Annotated in this window: 17 protein-coding genes; 7 read left to right on the top strand and 10 right to left on the bottom strand. The window is 70.1% G+C overall.

The window, feature by feature from the left end:
• Window positions 1–91 precede the first annotated feature (91 nt).
• Window positions 92–3,631: a DNA polymerase III subunit alpha gene (gene dnaE / locus ACWFR1_RS18565; RefSeq protein WP_453552381.1), complete on the bottom strand. Its 3,540-nt coding sequence runs from the start codon at window positions 3,629–3,631 to the stop codon at window positions 92–94.
• Window positions 3,632–3,820: 189 nt separating this feature from the next.
• Between dnaE and ACWFR1_RS18560 the strand changes: the two genes are divergently transcribed.
• From ACWFR1_RS18560 to ACWFR1_RS18540, 5 genes are all read left to right on the top strand, one after another.
• The gene (locus tag ACWFR1_RS18560; RefSeq protein ID WP_453552379.1) at window positions 3,821–5,170 is read left to right on the top strand and encodes a DUF2252 domain-containing protein; all 1,350 of its coding nucleotides are present in this window, start codon (window positions 3,821–3,823) and stop codon (window positions 5,168–5,170) included.
• Window positions 5,171–5,256: 86 nt separating this feature from the next.
• A complete protein-coding gene (locus tag ACWFR1_RS18555) occupies window positions 5,257–5,943 on the top strand; it encodes a hypothetical protein (protein WP_453552377.1) in 687 nt (228 codons plus the stop codon).
• Between the two features lie 59 nt (window positions 5,944–6,002).
• On the top strand, window positions 6,003–6,818 hold the full coding sequence (locus ACWFR1_RS18550) for a DsbA family protein (RefSeq protein ID WP_453552375.1): 816 nt from the start codon (window positions 6,003–6,005) through the stop codon (window positions 6,816–6,818).
• Between the two features lie 153 nt (window positions 6,819–6,971).
• Complete coding sequence (locus ACWFR1_RS18545; RefSeq protein WP_453552373.1) at window positions 6,972–8,621, top strand: alkaline phosphatase D family protein; 1,650 nt, start codon at window positions 6,972–6,974, stop codon at window positions 8,619–8,621.
• A gap of 348 nt (window positions 8,622–8,969) precedes the next feature.
• Window positions 8,970–9,932: a M43 family zinc metalloprotease gene (locus ACWFR1_RS18540; protein WP_453552371.1), complete on the top strand. Its 963-nt coding sequence runs from the start codon at window positions 8,970–8,972 to the stop codon at window positions 9,930–9,932.
• Window positions 9,933–10,011: 79 nt separating this feature from the next.
• On the opposite strand, the gene ACWFR1_RS18535 is transcribed toward ACWFR1_RS18540, so the two are convergent.
• Window positions 10,012–10,581, bottom strand: coding sequence for a dienelactone hydrolase family protein (locus ACWFR1_RS18535; protein ID WP_453552369.1), 570 nt, complete (start codon window positions 10,579–10,581; stop codon window positions 10,012–10,014).
• A gap of 131 nt (window positions 10,582–10,712) precedes the next feature.
• Window positions 10,713–12,299, bottom strand: coding sequence for a Na+/H+ antiporter (locus tag ACWFR1_RS18530; protein ID WP_453552367.1), 1,587 nt, complete (start codon window positions 12,297–12,299; stop codon window positions 10,713–10,715).
• Between the two features lie 72 nt (window positions 12,300–12,371).
• Here ACWFR1_RS18530 and ACWFR1_RS18525 point away from each other — a divergent pair, with 72 nt between their 5' ends.
• Window positions 12,372–12,560: a hypothetical protein gene (locus ACWFR1_RS18525; protein WP_453552365.1), complete on the top strand. Its 189-nt coding sequence runs from the start codon at window positions 12,372–12,374 to the stop codon at window positions 12,558–12,560.
• A 78-nt stretch (window positions 12,561–12,638) separates the two neighbouring features.
• Here the strand turns inward: ACWFR1_RS18525 and ACWFR1_RS18520 are convergent, their stop codons facing one another.
• The 4 genes from ACWFR1_RS18520 to ACWFR1_RS18505 form a co-directional block, all read right to left on the bottom strand.
• Complete coding sequence (locus ACWFR1_RS18520; RefSeq protein ID WP_453552363.1) at window positions 12,639–13,115, bottom strand: GNAT family N-acetyltransferase; 477 nt, start codon at window positions 13,113–13,115, stop codon at window positions 12,639–12,641.
• Window positions 13,112–14,053 (bottom strand): RluA family pseudouridine synthase, encoded by a 942-nt coding sequence (locus ACWFR1_RS18515; RefSeq protein WP_453552361.1) that lies wholly within the window; start codon window positions 14,051–14,053, stop codon window positions 13,112–13,114. The genes ACWFR1_RS18520 and ACWFR1_RS18515 overlap by 4 nt, the downstream gene beginning before the upstream one ends.
• 60 nt (window positions 14,054–14,113) lie before the next feature.
• On the bottom strand, window positions 14,114–14,701 hold the full coding sequence (lspA, locus tag ACWFR1_RS18510; RefSeq protein ID WP_453552359.1) for a signal peptidase II: 588 nt from the start codon (window positions 14,699–14,701) through the stop codon (window positions 14,114–14,116).
• Window positions 14,702–14,768: 67 nt separating this feature from the next.
• Window positions 14,769–15,476, bottom strand: a complete 708-nt coding sequence (locus ACWFR1_RS18505) for a TraR/DksA family transcriptional regulator (protein WP_453552357.1) — start codon at window positions 15,474–15,476, stop codon at window positions 14,769–14,771.
• A 554-nt stretch (window positions 15,477–16,030) separates the two neighbouring features.
• On the opposite strand from ACWFR1_RS18505, the gene ileS reads away from it, so the two are divergent.
• Window positions 16,031–19,174 carry an isoleucine--tRNA ligase gene (gene ileS / locus ACWFR1_RS18500; RefSeq protein ID WP_453552355.1) on the top strand — a complete coding sequence of 1,048 codons (3,144 nt, stop codon included), beginning with the start codon at window positions 16,031–16,033 and terminating at the stop codon, window positions 19,172–19,174.
• A 460-nt stretch (window positions 19,175–19,634) separates the two neighbouring features.
• Here ileS and ACWFR1_RS18495 read toward each other — a convergent pair whose 3' ends face one another.
• The 3 genes from ACWFR1_RS18495 to ACWFR1_RS18485 form a co-directional block, all read right to left on the bottom strand.
• A complete protein-coding gene (locus ACWFR1_RS18495; RefSeq protein ID WP_453552353.1) occupies window positions 19,635–20,747 on the bottom strand; it encodes a DivIVA domain-containing protein in 1,113 nt (370 codons plus the stop codon).
• A 67-nt stretch (window positions 20,748–20,814) separates the two neighbouring features.
• Window positions 20,815–21,105: a YggT family protein gene (locus ACWFR1_RS18490; RefSeq protein ID WP_017238790.1), complete on the bottom strand. Its 291-nt coding sequence runs from the start codon at window positions 21,103–21,105 to the stop codon at window positions 20,815–20,817.
• 80 nt (window positions 21,106–21,185) lie between these two features.
• Window positions 21,186–21,806 carry a cell division protein SepF gene (locus tag ACWFR1_RS18485; protein ID WP_024757241.1) on the bottom strand — a complete coding sequence of 207 codons (621 nt, stop codon included), beginning with the start codon at window positions 21,804–21,806 and terminating at the stop codon, window positions 21,186–21,188.
• Window positions 21,807–21,894 lie beyond the last annotated feature (88 nt).

Below are 21,894 nucleotides of genomic sequence, written 5' to 3'. Positions count from 1 at the left end.
AATCCACACCGAACCCGGAAGGCCCTCACCCGTTCAAGCAGTCTCAGCCGAGACCTGCATCACCCGTCCACAACCTCCCGGGGCAATACACCTAGCCGGCCAGGCAGGACGGGCCGAGCAGGACCTTCAGGTCGCCGAAGAGCGCCGGGTCGGCCGTCACCCGGTGCCGGTCGAGCCGGAGGACGGTCGTGGTCCGGGGGCCCTGGAGCTTGATCCGTACCTCGGTGTTGCCCTTGTGGCTCTTGAGGATCTCGCCGAGCCTGCTGACCATCGGCGGGGTCACCTTCACCGTCGGGATGGTGAGGATCACCGGCGCGTTGGTCCCGGCGTTCGACAGGTCGGGGACCATCAGCTCCATGGCGACGAGGCGGGGGATGTCCTCCCGCTTGTCGAGCCGGCCCTTCACGAAGACGACCGTGTCCTCGACGAGCTGGGTGGAGACCAGCTGGTAGGTGGCCGGGAAGAACATGCACTCGATGGAGCCGGCGAGGTCCTCGACGGTGGCGATCGCCCAGGCGTTGCCCTGCTTGGTCATCTTGCGCTGGAGGCCCGAGATGATGCCGCCGATGGTGACGACCGCGCCGTCGCTGTGCTCGCCGCCGGTGAGCTGCGAGATGGCCGCGTCCGTCTTGTCGGACAGGACGTGCTCGATGCCGAAGAGCGGGTGGTCGGAGACGTAGAGGCCGAGCATCTCGCGCTCCTGGGCGAGCAGGTACGACTTCTCCCACTCGACGTCGGAGAACTCGACGTCCAGACCGAAGCCGGGCTCGTCGCTCGTCTCCTCGCCCATGCCGCCGAAGAGGTCGAACTGTCCCTCGGCCTCCTTGCGCTTGACCGCCACCACGTTGTCGATCATCGGTTCGTGGTGGGCGACCATGCCCTTGCGGGTGTGGCCCATCTCGTCGAAGGCGCCGGCCTTGATCAGCGACTCGATGGTCCGCTTGTTGCAGACGACGGCCTCGACCTTGTCGAGGAAGTCGGGGAAGGTGCTGTACTTCCCCTTCGCCTTGCGCGACTTGATGATCGACTCGACGACGTTGGTGCCGACGTTCCGCACGGCGGAGAGACCGAAGAGGATCACGTCGTCGCCCTGGGCGGCGAAGTTCGACTCGGACTCGTTCACGTTCGGCGGGAGGACCTTGATGCCCATGCGGCGGCACTCGTTGAGGTAGACCGCGGACTTGTCCTTGTCGTCCTTGACCGAGGTGAGCAGACCGGCCATGTACTCGGCGGGGTAGTTCGCCTTGAGGTAGGCGGTCCAGTAGGAGACCAGGCCGTACGCGGCGGAGTGCGCCTTGTTGAAGGCGTAGCCGGCGAAGGGGACCAGGACGTCCCAGAGGGCCTTGATCGCCTCGTCGCTGTAGCCGTTCTTCTTCGCGCCCTCCTGGAAGATGACGAAGTTCTTCGCCAGCTCCTCGGGCTTCTTCTTGCCCATCACGCGGCGCAGGATGTCGGCCTCGCCGAGCGAGTACCCGGCGATGATCTGGGCGGCCTTCTGCACCTGCTCCTGGTACACGATCAGGCCGTAGGTGACCGCGAGCACCTCTTCGAGCGGCTTCTCCAGCTCGGGGTGGATCGGGGTGATCTCCTGCTGCTTGTTCTTGCGCAGGGCGTAGTTCGTGTGCGAGTTCATGCCCATCGGGCCCGGCCGGTACAGGGCCGAGACGGCGGAGATGTCCTCGAAGTTGTCGGGCTTCATCAGCCGGAGCAGCGAGCGCATGGGGCCGCCGTCGAACTGGAAGACACCGAGCGTGTCACCGCGGCAGAGCAGTTCGTACGTCTTGGGGTCGTCCAGCGGGAGGGCCAGCAGGTCGAGCTCGATGCCCTTGTTGGCCTTCACCATCTTGACGGCGTCGTCCATGATCGTGAGGTTCCTGAGGCCCAGGAAGTCCATCTTGATCAGGCCGAGCGACTCGCACTGCGGGTAGTCCCACTGCGTGATGGTCACGCCGTCCGTGTGCCGCACCCAGATCGGCGCGTGCTCGACGATCGGCTCGCTGGACATGATCACGCCGGCCGCGTGCACGCCCATCTGCCGGACCAGGCCCTCGACGCCGCGGGCGGTGTCGATGACCTTCTTGACGTCCGGCTCGTTCTCGTACATCGCGCGGATCTCGCCGGCCTCGCTGTAGCGCGGGTGCGAGGGGTCGGTGATGCCGTTGAGGTCGATGCCCTTGCCGAGGACGTCGGCGGGCATGGCCTTGGTGAGCCGGTCGCCCATGGCGTAGGGGTAGCCGAGGACGCGCGCGGAGTCCTTGATGGCGTTCTTCGCCTTGATCTTGCCGTAGGTGCCGATCATGGCGACCTTGTCCGAGCCGTACTTCTCCGTCACGTACCGGATCACCTCGACGCGCCGGCGCTCGTCGAAGTCGATGTCGACATCGGGCATGGAGACGCGCTCGGGGTTGAGGAAGCGCTCGAAGATCAGTCCGTGCGGGATCGGGTCGAGGTCGGTGATGCCCATGGCGTACGCGACGATCGAGCCGGCCGCGGAGCCTCGGCCGGGGCCCACGGCGATGCCCTGCTTCTTCGCCCACATGATGAAGTCGGCGACGACGAGGAAGTAGCCGGGGAAGCCCATCGAGATGATCGTGTCCATCTCGTACTCGACCTGCTTCATGCGGTCCTCGGGGATGCCCCCGGGGAAGCGGCGGTGCATGCCGCGCATGGTCTCCTCGCGGAACCACGTGGTGTCGGTGTACCCCTCCGGGATGTCGAACTTCGGCATGAGGTTCTTCTCGACGAACATGCCGTCGGTGGAGACCTGCTCGGCGACGAGGAGGGTGTTGCGGCAGCCCTCCTGCCAGGCGTCCGAGGAGTCGATGGCGTACATCTCGTCCGTGGACTTGAGGTAGTAGCCGGTGCCGTCGAAGCGGAAGCGGTCCGGGTCGGAGAGGTTCTTGCCGGTCTGGATGCACAGCAGGGCGTCGTGCGCGGTCGACTCGTGCGCGTACGTGTAGTGCGAGTCGTTGGTGACGAGCGGCGGGATGCCGAGCTTCTTGCCGATCTCCAGGAGTCCGTCGCGGACCCGGCGCTCGATCTCGATGCCGTGGTCCATCAGCTCCAGGAAGTACCGCTCCTTGCCGAAGATGTCCTGGTACTCGGAGGCGGCCTTCAGGGCCTCGTCGAACTGGCCGAGGCGGAGCCGGGTCTGCAGCTCGCCGGAGGGGCAGCCGGTGGAGGCGATGAGCCCCTCGGACCACTTGGAGATGGTCTCCTTGTCCATCCGGGGCCACTTCTGCAGCCAGCCCTCGGCGTACGCGTCGGAGGAGAGCTTGAAGAGGTTGTGCAGTCCGGTGGCGTTGGCCGCCCAGATCGTCTTGTGGGTGTAACCGCCGGAGCCGGAGACGTCGTCCCGCTTCTGGTGCGGCTGGCCCCACTGGATCTTGCGCTTGTTGCGCCGGGACTCGGGCGCGACGTACGCCTCGATGCCGATGATCGGGGTCACCCCCGCCTTCTTCGCCGAGTGGAAGAAGTCGTACGCCCCGTGGAGGTTGCCGTGGTCGGACATGGCGATATGGGTCATGCCCATCTCGTTGCACGCGTTGAACATGTCCTTGAGCCGCGCGGCACCGTCCAGCAGCGAGTACTGGGTGTGGACGTGGAGGTGCGTGAAGGGCGGCTTGGTCACGGCGGGAGGCCTCCGAAAACACTGAGAGACAGGCTGCGGGCAGTCTGGGGGGACAGCGTGGAAGTCTACGTCTCCGCACTGACAGACGACGGGCACTCGGGGCTAGGGTCGCCCGTTGAGAGACACAGAACACCTGTCCCTTTTGTCATGACCAGTCTTACGCATGTCCGGTACCAGGAGGCACCTCGAATGTCGGTCCCCCAGCCCACCGTCGCGGAGCGCGGTGAGCACATCCTCGCCGTCTTCGAGACCGCCTTCGGCGAGCTCCTCGCCGCCGACCCCGCGGCCTTCCGCGTCAAGTTCCGGAAGATGGCCGGCTCCGCCTTCGCCTTCTACCGGGGGACGGCCTGCCTCTTCTACGCGGACCTGGAGAAGGAGATCGCCGGGCGGGTGGGCGGGAGCGCAGGTGCCGGCCCCTACCTGGACGAGCGCACCGGCCGGGTCTGGATCCACGGCGATCTGCACGCCGAGAACTTCGGCACGTACATGGACGCCAACGGCCGGCTGGTCTTCAACGTCAACGACTTCGACGAGGCGTACGTGGGGCCCTTCACCTGGGACCTCAAGCGCCTGGCCGCCTCGCTCGCCCTGATCGGCTACGCCAAGGCCCTCAGTGACGAGCAGATCACCGCGGGGGTACGGATCTGCGCCGCCGCCTACCGCGAGCGGATCCACGCGCTGGCGACCGGCGCCGACAAGGACGACGTGCCGCCGTTCACCCTGCAGACCGCCGACGGCGCGCTGCTCGCCGCGCTGCGCGCCGCCCGGGCGAAGACCCGCTTCGGGCTGCTCGACTCGATGACGGAGATCCGCCAGTTCGAGCGCCGCTTCGCGAGCGGCGGGGGCGCGATCGACCTGGACGCGGCCACCCGCTACAAGGTCCTGGCCGCCTTCGACGGCTACCTGGAGACCCTGCCGGAGTCCAGCCTGGTCCGCCCCGACTCGTACCGGGTGAAGGACGTCGTGGGCCGGCGCGGGATCGGCATCGGCTCGGCCGGTCTCCCTTCGTACAACATCCTTCTGGAGGGGCACAGCGACGCCCTGGAGAACGACGTCGTGATCTACCTGAAGCAGGCGCAGACCCCGGCGGTCTCCCGCCATGTCATGGACCCGGCGGTACGGGAGTACTTCCGGCACGAGGGCCACCGCACCGTGATCTCCCAGCGGGCTCTCCAGGCGCACGCCGACCCGTGGCTCGGCTGGGCGGAGCTCGACGGCGCCGGGCAGCTGGTCGCCGAGGTCTCGCCGTACGCGGTGGACCTGGACTGGTCGGACATCGACGACCTCGAAGAGATCGCGGCGACCGTCGCGGACCTGGGCCGGGCGACGGCGACCATGCACGCGGCGGCGGACGAGTCCAGCGGGCAGTCGCTGGTGCCGTTCTCGACGGAGCGGGCCATCGACGCGGCGATCGCCGCCGACGAGGAGGGCTTCGCCGACCTCCTGGTCGACTTCGCGCACTCCTACGGGGCCCGGGCGCGGGCCGACCACCAGATCTTCGTGGACCTCTTCCGCAACGGCCGGATCCCGGGGCTGTAGCCAGGAGGGTCCGGCGGGTCCCGCGGGGCGGTTCACAGCCTTCCTTTAGGGACCTCTTACGGCTCGACATGGCACACTCCACGACGATGGACATGGCAGGGACGCAGCTGAGAGCGCTGCGGGCGGCGTTCTTCACGGCACTGGTCGTGACGCTGTCCGTGGCGTCCCACGTGCTGCTCTCCGGCGTGCCGCTGCCGCTGGGGACGGTCGTCCCGGTCGCGGCCGGCACGTTCGCCGTCGCGTACGCGCTGGCCGGCCGCGAGCGCGGCTTCGGCCCGATCGCCGGGCTCCTCGTCCCGCTGGAACTGGCGGCCGACACCCTCTTCACCAGCGGTCAGGTGGTCTGTTACGGCGCCGCCGGGGGCCCGGTCGCCGGTTCGCTGCGCGCGGTCGGCGTCGACGTCTTCTGCGGCGGCGCGGTGGGTGCGCCGCTGCCGGGCGTGACCGCCCCCGGGAGCGGGAGCGCGGCCGCCCTGCTCGACTCCCCCGACCCGGCGCTGCCGTGGCTGCTGCTCCTGGCGCACATCGGCGTCGGGCTCGCGGCGGCGTGGTGGCTGCGCGGCGGGGAGCGGGCGCTCGCCCGGCTGCTCGGCGCGGTGGCGGCCTTCTCGTTCCGGCCGCTGCTGCTCGTCGCGGCCTTCTTCCGCGGTGGGGGTACGGCGCGGGGCCGGGCGACCCGGCCCGCGGGACGGCCCAGGACCTCCCGTATCCGTCTCCTCGTGCACTCCGTAGGGCGGCGGGGGCCGCCGTTCCCGGACTTCGCTCTCGTCTGAGCGACGCCGGTACAGCGGTTCCCCCTTCTCTTCCTCACCCCCTCACGGAGATCACGATCATGAGCGCACGCAACAGCCAGTCCAACAAGGCCGCCGCCCGCGAGCGGCTGCGCGTCGAGCGCGAGCGCCAGGCGAAGAAGGACCGGGCCCGCCGACAGCTCGTCGTCGGCGTCTCGGCCGTGGCCGTCCTGGCCGCCGCCGGAGGCATCGGCTACGCGGTCGTGCAGTCCAACAAGCCGACCCAGTGGGAGGCGGCGGCGGACGCGAAGACCGTGACGGCGCCGAAGAACACCTCGGGCACGAACGGCACGACGGTCGTCATCGGCAAGGCGTCCGCGAAGAAGACCCTGGAGCTGTACGAGGACTCGCGCTGCCCGGTCTGCGCGACCTTCGAGCAGGGCGTGGGCTCGACGATCGAGAAGGACGTCGAGTCCGGCAAGTACAAGATCAAGTACGTCGGTGCCACCTTCATCGACGACGGCGTCCCGGGCGAGGGCTCGAAGAACGCCCTCTCGGCGCTGGGCGCGGCTCTGAACGTGAGCCCCGAGGCCTTCATGAAGTACAAGGCGGCGCTCTACTCGACGGACTTCCACCCGGAGGAGAACCAGGACAAGTTCGCCAAGGACTCGTACCTCCTGGAGGTCGCGGACTCGGTCCCGGCCCTCAAGAGCAACGCCGAGTTCAAGAAGAACGTCGAGAGCGGCACCTTCGACGCCTGGGCGATGAAGATGTCCGAGGCCTTCGACAAGAGCGGCGTGACGGGTACGCCGACGCTGAAGATGAACGGCAAGCCGGTCACGGCGCAGGGCTCCGACAGCCCGCCGATGACGGCCGATCAGTTCACCACGGCGATCGACGCGGCCCTCAAGGCCTGACGCCCGCGCCTCTTCCGCCCGATCGATTCGAGCCGACGTCGACCCGGCCCCGGCCCCCCGAAGGTCCGGGGCCGGCGACGTACGGGCGACAAGTCGACGAACTTCCGGAATTCGCCTGCCCAAGCGCCCTACCCGTCAGTAATCTGACTGGCCGTGACCAGTCAGTTCATATCCTCCGCCCCCAGCCGGCGCACGGTCGTCAAGGCCGCCGCCGTCACCGCCGTCGCCGCGCCCACGCTCCTCGGCGCCGCCTCCCCCGCCCTCGCGGACACCGGGACACCCGCCTTCCTCCACGGCGTCGCCTCCGGCGACCCACTGCCCGACGGCGTCCTCCTCTGGACGCGCGTCACCCCCTCCCCCGAGGCCGTGCCCGGATCCGGGATCGGCCCGGACGTCGCGGTGGGCTGGGAGCTCGCCGAGGACCGCGGCTTCTCCCGGATCGTCGCCGCCGGTTCGACCACGGCGAACGCGTCCTCCGACCACACGGTGAAGGCCGACGTGCGGGGCCTGCGCCCGGCGACCGCATACTGGTTCCGCTTCACCGCGGGCGAGGCCGTCTCGCCGGCCGCCCGCACCAGGACCGCGCCGGCCGTCGACGCCGCCGCCCCCGGGGTCCGCTTCGGCGTGGTCTCCTGCGCGAACTGGGAGGCCGGCCACTTCTCCGCGTACCGCCACCTCGCGGGCCGCGCCGACCTGGACGCCGTCCTCCATCTCGGCGACTACGTCTACGAGTACGCCGCCGGGGTCTACCCGGAGGCGCAGTACACCGTCCGGCGGCACGAGCCGCGCCACGAGATCGTCTCCCTGGCCGACTACCGCACCCGGCACGGGCACTACAAGACGGACCCTGACCTCCAGGCGCTGCACGCCGCCCACCCCGTGATCGCCATCTGGGACGACCACGAGTTCGCCAACGACGCCTGGACGGGCGGGGCCGAGAACCACACCCCCGGCGCCGAGGGCGAGTGGGCGGCCCGGGTGGCCGCCGCCAAGCAGGCGTACTTCGAGTGGATGCCGGTCCGCGCCTCCACCGAGGGCACGGTCTTCCGGCGGCTGCGCTTCGGCAGGCTGGCCGATCTGCACCTGCTCGACCTGCGGACGTTCCGCTCCGCCCCGGCGAAGACGGGCAGCGGCACGGTCGACGACCCGGAGCGGACGATCACCGGCCGCGCCCAGCTGGACTGGCTCAAGGCCGGTCTCGCCGGCTCGGACGCGACCTGGCAGCTGGTCGGCACCTCGGTGATGATCTCGCCGGTCGCCTTCGGCGCCCTGCCCGCCCACCTCCTGGAGCCGCTCGCCGAGCTGATGGGCCTGCCCAAGGAGGGGCTCGCGGTCAACGTCGACCAGTGGGACGGGTTCACCGACGACCGGCGGGAACTGATCGCCCACCTGACCTCGCGGGCCATCCGCAACACGGTCTTCCTGACCGGCGACATCCACATGGCCTGGGCCAACGACGTACCGGTGAAGGCGGCGACCTACCCGCTGTCGGCCTCGGCGGCCACCGAGTTCGTCGTCACCTCGGTGACCTCGGACAACCTGGACGACCTGCTGCACGTGGCCCCGGGGACGGTCTCGCTCGTGGCCGCGGGCGCCGTGAAGGCGGCCAACCGCCATGTGAAGTGGGTGGACATGGACCACCACGGCTACGGCGTGCTGGACGTGACCTCCGAGCACTCGCAGATGGACTACTACACGGTCTCGGACAAGGCGGATCCGGCCGCGACGACGGCCTGGGCGCGCTCGTACCGGACCAGGAACGGAACCCAGCGTGTCGAGCGGGTGTACCAGCCCGTGCGCTGAGACGTCGCTGACGGCTCGTTAGCGACGATTTTCAGCCATGATCTCTTCTATTAACGGGAGATCACATCGCTACGGCGGGTGGCGGGTTTAGGAGATCGAATCCGGACACACCACCCGCCCCTGTCACGCCATTCGTTACGTCGAGGTCTCAAACTCCGGAACGGGCGCAAGAATTTCTTCTCGATAGACCGAATTGCCCCATGAATGATTGGGCTTGATCACTCCTCAACAGTGTCTGACATGGACGCGTAATCTCCCCGCCGTGGCGAGGAAGTTCCTCTCCACCACCCCCCGCGAGGAGTCACCATGCGTGCTCTTGTCCGTATATCGCCGCGTATATCACGTCGTATGCTCGGCACCGCTGTCATGGCCGGAACGTTGGCCCTGGCGCCGCTTTCCGCCCCCGTCGCCGCCGGCGCGGCCACCGTCACCCTGGCCGGTGCCTCCGCCGAGGAGTGCGCCGACGGTGCCGACGCCCTCTCCGGCGCCCGCAAGTCGCGCGAGGCCGACAGCCACGCCGCCGAGCCCAACGAGGTCACGGCCGCCCAGGCGAAGGCCATGGACGAGGACTTCAAGCAGAAGCTGAGCGCCGCCCGTGCCGAGCAGCGCCTCAGCGCCACGGCCGACGCCGCCGCGGTGGTGAGCATCCCCGTGTACTTCCACGTGATCCACAGCGGCACGACGGGCAAGCTCTCCGCCACCGCCATCAACAACCAGATGAACGTGCTGAACGCGGCCTACGCGGGCCAGGGCACCGGCAACGTGAACTCGAACTTCCAGTTCACCCTGGCCGGTACCGACTACACGGACAACGCCACCTGGTACAACCTGACCTCGGGCTCCACCGCCGAGAAGCAGATGAAGCAGACCCTCCGCCAGGGCGGCGCCGGTGCGCTGAACTTCTACACGGCGAACCTCGGCGGCGGCCTCCTCGGCTGGGCGACCTTCCCGTCCTCGTACCAGTCCAACCCGTCCATGGACGGTGTCGTCGTTCTCGACACCTCGCTCCCGGGCGGCACGGCGACCAACTACGACGAGGGCGACACCGCCACCCACGAGGTCGGCCACTGGATGGGCCTCTACCACACCTTCCAGGGCGGCTGCAACGGCAACGGCGACTACGTCACCGACACCCCGGCCGAGAAGAGCCCCGCGTACCAGTGCCCGACGGGCCGTGACTCCTGCGCCTCGAAGACCGGTGTGGACCCGATCCACAACTTCATGGACTACACGTACGACGCGTGCATGTACCAGTTCACTTCCGGCCAGGTGGCCCGGATGAACGAGTACTGGACCGCGTACCGCGCCTGACGGCTCCGGAACACAGGTGTGGCCCCTGGGGAACTCCCCAGGGGCCACACCCCGTTCACCACGAGCGACCCGAAGGCCCCTACAGACTCTCCAGGAACGACAGCGCCACCGACCAGGTCTGCTCGGCGGCCTCCGCGTCCCAGTCGGGCAGCCCCGGGTCCGTGTACACGTGCCCCGCGCCCCGGTAGCGGTAGATCTCCACGTCCGCCCCGGCCTTGCGCATCTGGAGGTACCAGGCGGACAGCCAGTCGTCCGTCTCGAAGGGGTCGGGCTCCGCCACGTGCAGCTGTACGGGCAGCTCGTCCACCGACACGTTGGGCGCGAGGTCCGAGGTGCCGTGGAGCAGCAGCAGCCCGCGCGCCTTCTCGTCGCCGAGGGCCAGCGTCTGGGCGACCGAGGCGCCGAAGGAGAAGCCGGCGTAGACCAGACCGCGCTCGGAGTACGGGGCGGCGGCCAGGATCGCGCGCTTCAGCAGCTCGTCCTTGCCGATCGCGTCCCGCTTCGCCATGCCCTCCTCCACCGACTCGGTGGTCCAGCCGTCGAAGAGGTCCGGCACCCACACCCGGTGCCCGGCGGCCCGCAGCCGCTCGGCCGCGTCCTCGACGGCCGGGCGCAGTCCGTGGACCGAGTGGAAAAGCATGATGTCCATGCGGGCCATCCTGCCACCCGCCACCGACAGTCACCGAAACCCCGCCGCGCCACGATCGCGCACCACCACCGCCGCCCTCACCGCGCCCACCGCCACCACCGGCCCCACCGCCCTCACCGCCCTCACCTCCCTCACCGCATGCTGCGCACGTCCAGCTGCCGCAGCACCCGGTCCACCACCTCCGGATCCGCCCCCGGCTCGCTGCGCGCCGCGAGGACCTCGTGCCGGGCGGCGGACATCAGCTCCCGCTGGATCCGCTGCACCGCCTTGAGCCGCTCCGTCCGCGCGGCGAAGGCGGCCCGCCGCTCCTCGTCGACCATGTCCGGACTGATCCGGGCGCCGATGTCGTACGCGCCCCGCAGCAGCCGCTCCTGGACGTCCTCGGGCAGCTCCTCGACCTCCTCGATCTCCTTGAGCCTGCGCTTGGCGGCCTTCGCCGCCCGGATCGCGAGGTCGCGCTCGAGGACGCGCTCGGCGTCCGTGTCGGCCCGCACCCCGAGCCGCTTGACCAGCCACGGCAGGGTGAGCCCCTGGAAGACGAGAGTGGCGATGATCACGCAGAAGGCGATGAAGACGATCTCGTCACGGCCGGGGAAGGGCGAACCGTCGTCGGTGCGCAGGGGGATGGCGAGGGCGAGCGCCACCGAAGCCACTCCGCGCATGCCGGACCACCACATGACGATGGTCTCCCGCCAGCTCGTCGGGATCTCCTCCTCGATGTCCCGCCCGGTGTGCATGCGCTTCGCCAGCCAGGTGGCCGGCAGCAGCCACAGCAGCCGGACCCCGACGACCACCGCGACCACGGCGGCGCCCCAGCCGAGCATCTGCCAACCCCGCCCCTCGGCCACGCCGAAGACATGGATGAGCTCCAGGCCGATGAGGCCGAAGGCGACGCCGGTGACGAGGGTGTCGACGATCTGCCAGAAGGTCTGTCCGGCCAGCCGGCCCATGACGTCGTCGGCGTCGACGGCGTGCTCGGCGAGGAAGAGCGCGGTGACCAGGACGGCGAGGACGCCGGAGCCGTGCAGCTCCTCGGCGAGGACGTAGCTCACGAAGGGGACGAGGAGGGTCAGCCCGGTCTGGAGCGTGACGTCCCCGAGCACGCCGATCAGCTTGTTGCAGAGCCAGCCGAGCCCCATGCCGACGACGACGGCGACCACGGCCGAGAGCACGAACTCGCCGACCGCCTCGGGCCAGGAGAAGGAGCCGCTGACGACGGCGGCGATGGCCACGTGGTAGAGCACGATGGCGGTGACGTCGTTGAAGAGTCCCTCGCCCTCCAGGATCGAGACCAGCCGGCGGGGCAGGCCGAGCGAGCCGGCGACGGCGGTGGCCGCGACCGGGTCGGGCGGGGCGACGAGCGCCCCGAGCGCGAGGGCGGCGGCCAGCGGCAGACCGGGCACGAGCGCGTCGGCGACGGCTCCGACGGCGGCCGTGGTCACGAAGACGAGGGCGACGGCCAGCAGGAAGATGGGCCGTTTGTTGGCCCAGAACTGCCGCCAGGACGTCCGCTGCACGGAGGCGTACAGCAGGGGCGGCAGCACCAGCGGGAGGATCAGGTCCGGCGGGATCTCGACGTTCGGCACGAACGGCAGGAAGGCCAGCACGATCCCGACGAGGGTCATCAGGACGGGTGCGGGGAGTCCGAGTCGCTCACCGAGGGGGACGGTGAGCAGGGCGCCGAGAAGCAGCAAGAACAACAGGGCCAATTGATCCACGGCGTCCCCTTAGGCAGCACGCAATCGGACGCCTATCATAAAAGGACCATTCCGACCATTCGGGGGGATGTTATGCAGCGGAAGCCCCTCGCGCGTGGGATAGCCGCGCTCGTACTCGCCGTGGCCGGTGTGCTCGGTGCCGGCTCGGCCGCGATGGCGGCGCCGCACCCGCCCACCAACGGCGGAAACGGCGGAGGCCGGAGCGGCCAGTGCACCGGACCCGCGGACGAGCGTCCGCACGGTTGCCACACCTTCAAGTAGCGCCCACAATCGCCGACGCCGGTCCGGAGAACCGTCGCCCGGCGCGTCCCCCTGGGCCTGTCCTGCCGGACCAGGCCCTCAGTCGTGTGTCAGTGCGCGCCGCATCGCCCGGTGCGGCATGCCCGCGTCGGGGAACTCCGGTCCGTACGCCTCGTAGCCGAGCCGCTCGTAGAAGCCGAGCGCGTGCGTCTGCGCGTGCAGGTCGACGGCGGAGAGACCGCGCTCACGCGCCGCGTCCTCGATGCCCCGCACGAGCGCCGCGCCGACCCCGAGCCCGCGGGCCGCCTTGGAGACCGCGAGCCGCCCGAGGGAGCCCACCGAGGCGTCGCCACCGGTCCTGCCGAGGGCGTCAGCGCCGTGGAGGAGCCGTCCGGTACCCAGGGGCAGCCCGTCCGCGCGCACGGCGAGGACGTGGACCGCGGTCGTGTCGTACGTGTCGTACTCGAGCTCCTGCGGGACGCCCTGCTCCTCGACGAAGACCTCGCGGCGGACCGCGAAACAGGCCTCCCGGTCGTCGGCGCCGACCGCCTCGCGGACGGTGTACGCCTCGGTCACTGGCTCTCCGAGGCGATCCGGTCCAGGGCCTTCTGCAGGTCCTCGGGGTACGTGCTGGCGAACTCGACCCACGAGCCGTCGCCCGGGTGCTCGAAGCCGAGGCGCACGGCGTGCAGCCACTGCCGCGTCAGGCCGAGGCGCTTGGCGAGCGTCGGGTCGGCGCCGTAGGTGAGGTCGCCGACGCAGGGGTGACGGTGGGCGGACATGTGCACCCGGATCTGGTGGGTGCGGCCCGTCTCCAGCTTGATGTCGAGCAGCGAGGCCGACCGGTACGCCTCGATGAGGTCGTAGTGCGTCACGGAGGGCTTGCCCTCGGCGGTGACCGCCCACTTGTAGTCGTGGTTCGGGTGCCGGCCGATCGGCGCGTCGATGGTGCCGCTCATCGGGTCGGGGTGGCCCTGGACGAGCGCGTTGTAACGCTTGTCGACCACGCGCTCCTTGAACTGGCGCTTGAGCGAGGTGTACGCGTACTCGGACTTGGCGACCACCATCAGACCGGAGGTGCCGACGTCGAGGCGGTGCACGATGCCCTGGCGCTCGGCGGCGCCGGAGGTGGAGATGCGGTAGCCGGCGGCGGCGAGGCCGCCGATGACGGTGGTGCCGGTCCAGCCGGGGCTGGGGTGGGCGGCGACGCCGACCGGCTTCATGATCACGACGATGTCGTCGTCGTCATGGATGATCTCCATGCCCTCGACGGGCTCGGCGACGATCTGGACGGGCGCGGGGGCGCCCGGCATCTCGACCTCGAGCCACGCGCCGCCGCTCACCCGCTCGGACTTGCCGACGACGGAGCCGTCGACCTGGACCTTCCCTGCGGCGGCCAGCTCGGCCGCCTTCGTACGGGAGAACCCGAACATACGGGCGATGGCGGCGTCGACGCGCTCGCCCTCCAGGCCATCGGGAACGGGCAGCGTGCGGATCTCGGGACTCGTACTCACCCGTCGAGTATGCCTTGCGCGGGAGGTGATCCGCCCCGGCCGTCCGTCGTCGTGGTCGCGTCAGTCCTTGTGGACCGTGCCGTCGGGGTCGATGCCCCGGAACGACAGGAACACGATGAGGATGCCGCCGCAGACGATCGCCGAGTCGGCGAGGTTGAAGACGGCGAAGTGCGCGGGGGCGATGAAGTCGACGACCGCGCCCTCGAAGACGCCGGGCGAGCGGAAGATCCGGTCCGTGAGGTTGCCGAGCGCGCCGCCGAGCAGCAGACCGAGGGCGATGGCCCAGGGCAGGCTGTAGAGCTTCCGCGCCAGCCGGAAGATCACGACGATCACGGCGGCCGCGATGCACGTGAAGACGATCGTGAAGGCCTCGCCCATGCCGAACGCCGCGCCCGGGTTCCGGATGGCGTCGAGGCGCAGCAGGTCGCCGATCACCGGGATCGCCTCACGGCCCTCCAGCTTGGCGACCACGAGCATCTTGCTGCCCAGGTCGAGCAGGTAGGCCAGCACGGCCACCACGAGCAGCGCGACGATCCTGCGCCTGCCCGTGGGCCGCTCCTCGGGAGCGGCCGTGCCGTCGTCGGAGGCGGCCGACTCCTCGGCCCCTGCTGAATCCGGCGTACCGATGATGCGCTCCGCCTCTGCCACGTGAGTGAGTCCCTCGACCTCGATGCCTGACCGTGCCCTGAGGGTACGGCACAGGCGTACGAGACCGTCAGCCGCGCCGCTCCTGTCGCTGCTTGTCCTCGACACAGAGCGTGGCCCGCGGGAAGGCCTGCATCCGCGCCTTGCCGATCGGCTTGCCGCACACCTCGCAGAGGCCGTACGTGCCCGCGTCGAGCCGCTCCAGGGCGTGCTCGGTCTGTTCCAGCATCTCCCGGGCGTTGGCGGCGAGGGCGAGCTCGTGCTCGCGGGTGATGTTCTTGGTGCCGGTGTCGGCCTGGTCGTCACCCGCGCCGTCGCCCGAGTCGCGCATGAGGCCGGTGAGCTCCTCCTGCGAGTGGACGAGCTCGCTGCGCAGCCTCAGGACCTCCGCCTGGAGCGAGCTGCGGGCCTCGTCGACCTCCTCCGGCGTCCACGGGTCCTCGCCGGGGCGCACCGCGAGCTCTCCGGTACGGGCCGGGGGGACCGCTGACTCGTCCTCCACTGTCGTCACGCCACCCGCGGTCTTCTTCGCTGCCACCGTCCTGGCTCCTGTCTGCTTCTTCGCGGCGGTCGCCTTCCTGGCGGCCGTCTTCTTCGCCGCGGCCTTCTTGGCGACCGCCTTCTTGGCGACCGCCTTGCCCGCGACCGCCTTCTCGCCGACCGCCGACTTCTTCCCGGCCACGTCCTTGCCGTCCACGGCCGCCGCACCGGCGGAGGCGTCGGAAGCGGCGGAAACGGTGGTCGAGGACTTCTTCGCGGCGGTCTTCTTCGCCACCATGTCGCGGCCCCTTCACATTTTGTGATCTTGCTCGCGATTCGTGCTGGGACGATAAATCGGCCCAAGGCCCGCGGCAACGGGGCACGCCGCCGTTCCCACCCGCCCCCGCTCCCCGCGGGGCGGGCCTGCCTCCGTTGTGCCCAGCTCCTTGCCCGGTTATCCGCCCCGCGCCTCCCCCACATGGCCGTAACGGAACTCCGCCCCGCCTCGTATGGCCATTCGGGTGGCCGTCAGGGGCGCGGAAAACCGGTCGGCCGCGCCGCTCCACGCCCCGTACACTGGGCGGAGCGAAAGGCTTGGATGGGGACGAGTAGCGTCGTACGCAGCCATGAGCGACCCGGGGACGGTGAGAGCCCGGGGGCGAGCCCGATGTGAAGCATCACCCCGGAGCCGTCGGAAGAAAGCCGCACGAGAGTGCGGTGACTAGACCCGGCGTCGCGACCCCAATGAGGGGGCTCAGGGCACGTGCCTGCCCGGAGCCAAGGAGGGTGGTACCGCGGGAGCAGTGCTCTCGTCCCTCCGACGGAATGACGACAGTCCGCCGGAGGAACTCGATGACACCGCCGCAGTACCGCCAGGTGCCCGCCCAGGTCGACCTGCCCGCGCTGGAGCACGACGTGCTCGATTTCTGGCGCGACAGCAAGGTCTTCGCGAAGACCCTCGAACAGTCCGAGGGACGCCCCGAGTGGGTGTTCTACGAGGGCCCGCCGACCGCGAACGGCATGCCCGGCGCGCACCACATCGAGGCCCGCGTCTTCAAGGACGTCTTCCCCCGCTTCCGGACCATGCGCGGCTACCACGTGGCCCGCAAGGCCGGCTGGGACTGCCACGGCCTGCCGGTCGAGCTCGCCGTCGAGAAGGAACTCGGCTTCGCCGGCAAGAAGGACATCGAGGCGTACGGCATCGCCGAGTTCAACGCCAAGTGCCGCGAGTCCGTGACCCGTCACACCGACGCCTTCGCCGAGCTGACGACCCGCATGGGCTACTGGGTCGACCTGGACGACGCGTACCGGACCATGGACCCCTCGTACATCGAGTCGGTCTGGTGGTCGCTGAAGCAGATCTTCGACAAGGACCTGCTGGTCCAGGACCACCGGGTCGCCCCCTGGTGCCCCCGCTGCGGCACCGGTCTCTCCGACCACGAGCTGGCGCAGGGCTACGAGACGGTCGTCGACCCGTCCGTCTACGTCCGCTTCCCACTGACCTCCGGCCCGCTGGCCGGGAAGGCGGCGCTCCTCGTCTGGACGACGACGCCGTGGACCCTGGTGTCCAACACGGCGGTCGCCGCGCACCCCGAGGTCACCTACGTGGTCGCGACCGACGGCGACGAGCGGGTCGTCGTCGCCGAGCCGCTGCTCGACAAGGCGCTCGGCGAGGGCTGGGTGACCACCGGCGAGTCCTTCACGGGCGCCGAGATGGAGCGCTGGACCTACCAGCGCCCCTTCGAGCTGGTGGAGTTCCCCGAGCCGGCCCACTACGTCGTCAACGCCGAGTACGTGACGACCGAGGACGGTACGGGTCTGGTCCACCAGTCCCCCGCCTTCGGTGAGGACGACCTTAAGGTCTGCAAGGCGTACGGCCTGCCGGTCGTGAACCCGGTCCGCCCCGACGGCACCTTCGAGGAGGACGTGCCGCTGGTCGGCGGCGTCTTCTTCAAGAAGGCCGACGAGGCGCTCACGGCCGACCTGGACGCCCGCGGCCTGCTCTTCCGGCACATCCCGTACGAGCACAGCTACCCGCACTGCTGGCGCTGCCACACGGCCCTGCTCTACTACGCGCAGCCGTCCTGGTACATCCGCACGACCGCGGTCAAGGACCGCATGCTCGCGGAGAACGAGAAGACGAACTGGTTCCCGGACTCGGTCAAGCACGGCCGCTTCGGCGACTGGCTCACCAACAACGTCGACTGGGCGCTCTCCCGGAACCGCTACTGGGGCACGCCGCTGCCGATCTGGCGCTGCGAGGACGACCACCTCACCTGCGTCGGATCCCGCGCCGAGCTCACCGAGCTGACCGGCACGGACCAGTCGGAGCTCGACCCGCACCGCCCGTACATCGACGCGGTCACGTTCGCCTGCCCGACCGGGGGCTGCGGGAAGACGGCGACGCGCGTACCGGAGGTCATCGACGCCTGGTACGACTCGGGCTCGATGCCGTTCGCGCAGTACGGCTACCCGTACGAGAACAAGGAACTGTTCGAGTCCCGGTACCCGGCGCAGTTCATCTCCGAGGCGATCGACCAGACGCGCGGCTGGTTCTACACGCTGATGGCGGTCGGCACGCTCGTCTTCGACAAGTCGTCCTACGAGAACGTGGTCTGCCTGGGCCACATCCTCGCCGAGGACGGCCGCAAGATGTCCAAGCACCTGGGGAACATCCTCCAGCCGATCCCGCTGATGGACCAGCACGGCGCCGACGCGGTCCGCTGGTTCATGGCGGCCGGCGGCTCGCCGTGGGCGGCCCGCCGCGTGGGCCACGGCACGATCCAGGAGGTCGTCCGCAAGACCCTCCTGACGTACTGGAACACGGTCGCCTTCCAGGCGCTGTACGCCCGTACGTCCGGCTGGGCGCCGAGCGCCGCGGACCCGGCCCCGGCCGACCGCACGGTCCTCGACCGCTGGCTCCTCTCCGAGCTGAACACGCTCGTCGCCGAGGTCACCGAGGCGATGGAGTCGTACGACACCCAGCGCACCGGCAAGCTGATCTCGTCCTTCGTCGACGACCTCTCCAACTGGTACGTGCGCCGCTCGCGCCGCCGCTTCTGGCAGGGCGACGCGTCCGCGCTCCGCACCCTGCACGACGTGATCGAGACGGTCACGCGTCTGATGGCGCCGCTGACCCCGTTCATCACGGAGCGGGTCTGGCAGGACCTGGTGGTCGCGGTCGCCCCGGACGCCCCGGAGTCGGTCCACCTGGCCACCTGGCCGGAGGCGGACACCGACCTGATCGACAAGACGCTCTCGGAGCAGATGCTCCTGGTCCGCCGCCTGGTGGAGCTGGGCCGCGCCACGCGCGCGGAGTCGGGCGTGAAGACCCGCCAGCCCCTCTCCCGGGCCCTGGTGGCGGCGACGGGCTTCGCCGCCCTCTCCCCGGCGCTCCAGGCCCAGATCACGGAGGAGCTGAACGTCTCCTCCCTGGCCTCCCTCTCGGAGGTGGGCGGCTCGCTCGTCGACACCACGGCCAAGGCGAACTTCCGCGCCCTGGGCAAGCGGTTCGGCAAGGGCGTCCAGGACGTGGCGAAGGCGGTGGCCGCGGCCGACGCGGCGGCCCTCTCGCTGGCCCTCCGCTCGGGCGAGGCGACGCTCTCGGTGAACGGCGAGGAGATCACGGTCACCCCCGACGAGGTCATCATCACGGAGACCCCGCGCGAGGGCTGGTCGGTCGCCTCCGACTCCGGCGCCACGGTCGCCCTGGACCTGGAGATCACCCCGGAGCTCCGGAAGGCCGGCCTCGCCCGGGACGCGATCCGCCTGATCCAGGAGGCCCGCAAGAACAGCGGCCTGGACGTCGCGGACCGGATCGCCCTGCGCTGGACGTCCTCGTCCCCGGAGACGACGGAGGCCCTCGCGGCCCACGCCGAGCTCATCGCGGACGAGGTCCTCGCGACGGACCACGCCGAGGGCGAAGCGGACACCACGTACGGCACCCCGTTCACGGACGACGCACTCGCCCTGACGTTCCGCCTCCGCAAGGCGTAACCAGCACGACGAAGGCCCGGCCCCCCGTGGGGGTGCCGGGCCTTTCCGCGTTCCGCCCACCCCACCCCTTGCCTTGCGGCGCGAGGCTGTCGCGGTGCTGGAGTCCGGGGATTGCGGCGCGAGGCTGCCGCTGCCCCTGGGGGCCGGGGATTGCGGCGCGAAGCTGCCGCGGTGCTGAAGTCCGCGGGGCTGCGGCGCGAAGCTGCCGCTGCCCCTGGGGGCCGGTGGCCTGCCCCCGGGTCCTCCTCGGGGTCCGGGGCGGAGCCCCGGTTTCGGGAAGGGGCGGGGTGGGGGAAGGCCCGCCGCAGGCGCCCCCGACCGTCCACCCGCACCGCCCTGGCCCCCCGGGTCCGGGTCCGGGTGGGCCCGGGTACGGCGAAGGGCCGGGACCCGGTGTTACCCGGGGCCCGGCCCTTGCAGCCTGCCGACGGCTACGCGCTCATCGCGCGACCGCGCGCCGTCAGTTGTCGTCCTCGTCGATCAGGAAGCCCCGCATCGGCGCCGGCGCCTGCTGCATCGGCTGGGGAGCCTGCGGCCGGACCGGAGCCATCGGCTGGGTCATGGCCGGGGACATCTGCTGCTGGCCGCCGTAGGAGGGGGCACCACCCATGGAGGGCGCACCACCCATCGCGCCGTTGCCGCCGTAGGACGGGCCGCCCGCGCCCGCCGAGGCCATCGAAGGCGCCGGCGGCAGGGAGGCGGTGGCAGGGGTCCGCGGTGGAGCCAGCGAGTCGTCCGCCTGGGTCTCCAGCTGACGCAGCTGCGACTCCAGGTACGACTTCAGGCGCGTACGGTACTCGCGCTCGAAGCCGCGCAGGTCCTCGACCTTGCGCTCCAGCGTGGCGCGGGCGGACTCCAGGGAGCCCATCGCGACGCGGTGCTTCTCCTGGGCGTCCCGCTCAAGGGCGTCGGCCTTGGCGCGGGCATCCCGCTCCAGGCCCTCGGCGCGCGAACGCGCCTCTCCGACGATCTTGTTGGCCTCGGAGCGGGCCTCGGCGATCGCCTGGTCGGCGGTCTGCTGGGCCAGCGAGAGGACACGCGCGGCACTGTCGCCGCCCGGAGCCTGCGGGGGCTGCTGCTGCATCTGCTGCTGCATCTGCTGCTGCGGGTGACCCATGGGGCCGCCCTGCATCGGGCCGGGACCCATCGGGCCGCCCTGCATGGGACCGCCCTGCATCGGGCCGGGACCCATCGGGCCGCCCTGCATCGGACCGCCCTGCATGGGGCCGGCGGGAAGCGCGGGGGCACCGGAAGGCAGCTGCGGCGGGCCCATCTGCGGCTGCTGCTGCTGGACCGGCGGTCCGGATATGGCCGCGGGCACGGGCGCGCCGGGACCGACGGGACGATCCTGCGGCTCCGGGGGCTTGCGCATGCCCTGCTGCTGCTGGTTCTGCGCGGCGGCACGCGTCGCGGCGGCCAGCTTGGCGCGCAGGTCCTCGTTCTCGCGGAGCAGGCGGGTCAGCTCGGCCTCGACCTCGTCGAGGAAGGCATCGACCTCGTCCTCGTCATAGCCTTCTCGAAGGCGGACGGTCGTGAACTGCTTGTTCCGCACGTCCTCGGGGGTCAGCGGCATCTCTTCTTCACCTCTACGTAGTCGTCGGCAGTCGGCAAGACCGTATCGTCCACAGTTCTCTCCATCATCACCTCGCGAAGCTGCTCACGATGGAGATCAGGATGTAAACGATGATCATCAGAACGAAGAAGGACAGGTCGAGTGCCACGCCCCCGAGACGCAGCGGCGGGATGAGTCGCCGCAGAAGCTTGAGCGGTGGATCGGTGACAGTGTAGGTGGCCTCCAGAACGACCACCATCGCCTTACCGGGTTGCCATGAACGCGCGAACTGGAAGACGTAGTCCATGACCAGCCGGACGATCAGGAGGACGAGGAAGCACATCAGCACGATGTAGACCACCTGTAGTGCGACGCCCATCCCGCGTTTCCCTCTCCCCTGGCTTACGTGCTCTCACTTGCCCGGCCGCTTCGCGACCGGTCCGTCCGGTTCTGTTGTTCTCAGCTCTGGTTGAAGAATCCGCCCTCAGCGATCCGGGCCTTGTCCTCCGCCGTGACATCGACGTTAGCAGGCGACAACAGGAACACCTTCTGCGTCACGCGCTCAATGCTGCCATGGAGCCCGAAGACGAGTCCGGCGGCAAAGTCGACAAGTCGCTTCGCGTCCGTGTCGTCCATCTCCGTGAGATTCATGATCACCGGAGTGCCCTCACGGAAGTGTTCCCCGATGGTACGGGCCTCGTTGTAGGTCCGGGGGTGCAGCGTGGTGATGCGGTAGGGCTCCCGCTCGGACACGACCTTGGGCATGATCACCGGTGCGTTCTTCTCCAGGCTCGGGCGTTCTGGTGTGATGGATGCCACGGGGGCAATTCGGGCCGGGCGTCCGCTTTCGGCGAGTACCGGGACAGAATGGGCGATCGGTTCACGGGGCGCCGGAGGCTGCACCACGCGCACCGGCTCCTCGCGCTCCACCTGCCGCGGAGGGGTGTGGCGCCGCTCGCGCTCGGGCTCCGGCTCCAGCTCGGGTTCGAAGTCGTCGTCGGGGTCGAAGCCCCGGCCGTCGTACCCATCGTCCTCCACGAGGCCGAGGTAGACCGCCATCTTGCGCATCGCGCCGGCCATTCTCTGAGTCCTCCGCTCTGTGGTGGATCGCCGTACCGGCCGATGTCGCAGCGTCACCAAGTGCCCGCGATCCACGGGCCACCCCGCC

It is taken from the genome of Streptomyces sp. NPDC055103 (assembly GCF_053607625.1).
The sequence above is the reverse complement of the archived record's forward strand: the minus strand, read 5'-3'. Positions and strand labels throughout refer to the sequence as shown.

Coding starts and splice junctions, on each gene's coding strand:
- ACWFR1_RS18550 (WP_453552375.1), top strand. CDS start 6,003: ATGAGCGCACGCAACAGCCAGTCCAACAAGGCCGCCGCCCGCGAGCGG.
- ACWFR1_RS18555 (WP_453552377.1), top strand. CDS start 5,257: ATGGACATGGCAGGGACGCAGCTGAGAGCGCTGCGGGCGGCGTTCTTC.
- ACWFR1_RS18495 (WP_453552353.1), bottom strand. CDS start 20,747: ATGCCGCTGACCCCCGAGGACGTGCGGAACAAGCAGTTCACGACCGTC.
- ACWFR1_RS18560 (WP_453552379.1), top strand. CDS start 3,821: ATGTCGGTCCCCCAGCCCACCGTCGCGGAGCGCGGTGAGCACATCCTC.
- ACWFR1_RS18540 (WP_453552371.1), top strand. CDS start 8,970: ATGCTCGGCACCGCTGTCATGGCCGGAACGTTGGCCCTGGCGCCGCTT.
- ACWFR1_RS18505 (WP_453552357.1), bottom strand. CDS start 15,476: ATGGTGGCGAAGAAGACCGCCGCGAAGAAGTCCTCGACCACCGTTTCC.
- ACWFR1_RS18535 (WP_453552369.1), bottom strand. CDS start 10,581: ATGGACATCATGCTTTTCCACTCGGTCCACGGACTGCGCCCGGCCGTC.
- ACWFR1_RS18525 (WP_453552365.1), top strand. CDS start 12,372: ATGCAGCGGAAGCCCCTCGCGCGTGGGATAGCCGCGCTCGTACTCGCC.
- ileS (WP_453552355.1), top strand. CDS start 16,031: ATGACACCGCCGCAGTACCGCCAGGTGCCCGCCCAGGTCGACCTGCCC.
- ACWFR1_RS18485 (WP_024757241.1), bottom strand. CDS start 21,806: ATGGCCGGCGCGATGCGCAAGATGGCGGTCTACCTCGGCCTCGTGGAG.
- ACWFR1_RS18490 (WP_017238790.1), bottom strand. CDS start 21,105: ATGGGCGTCGCACTACAGGTGGTCTACATCGTGCTGATGTGCTTCCTC.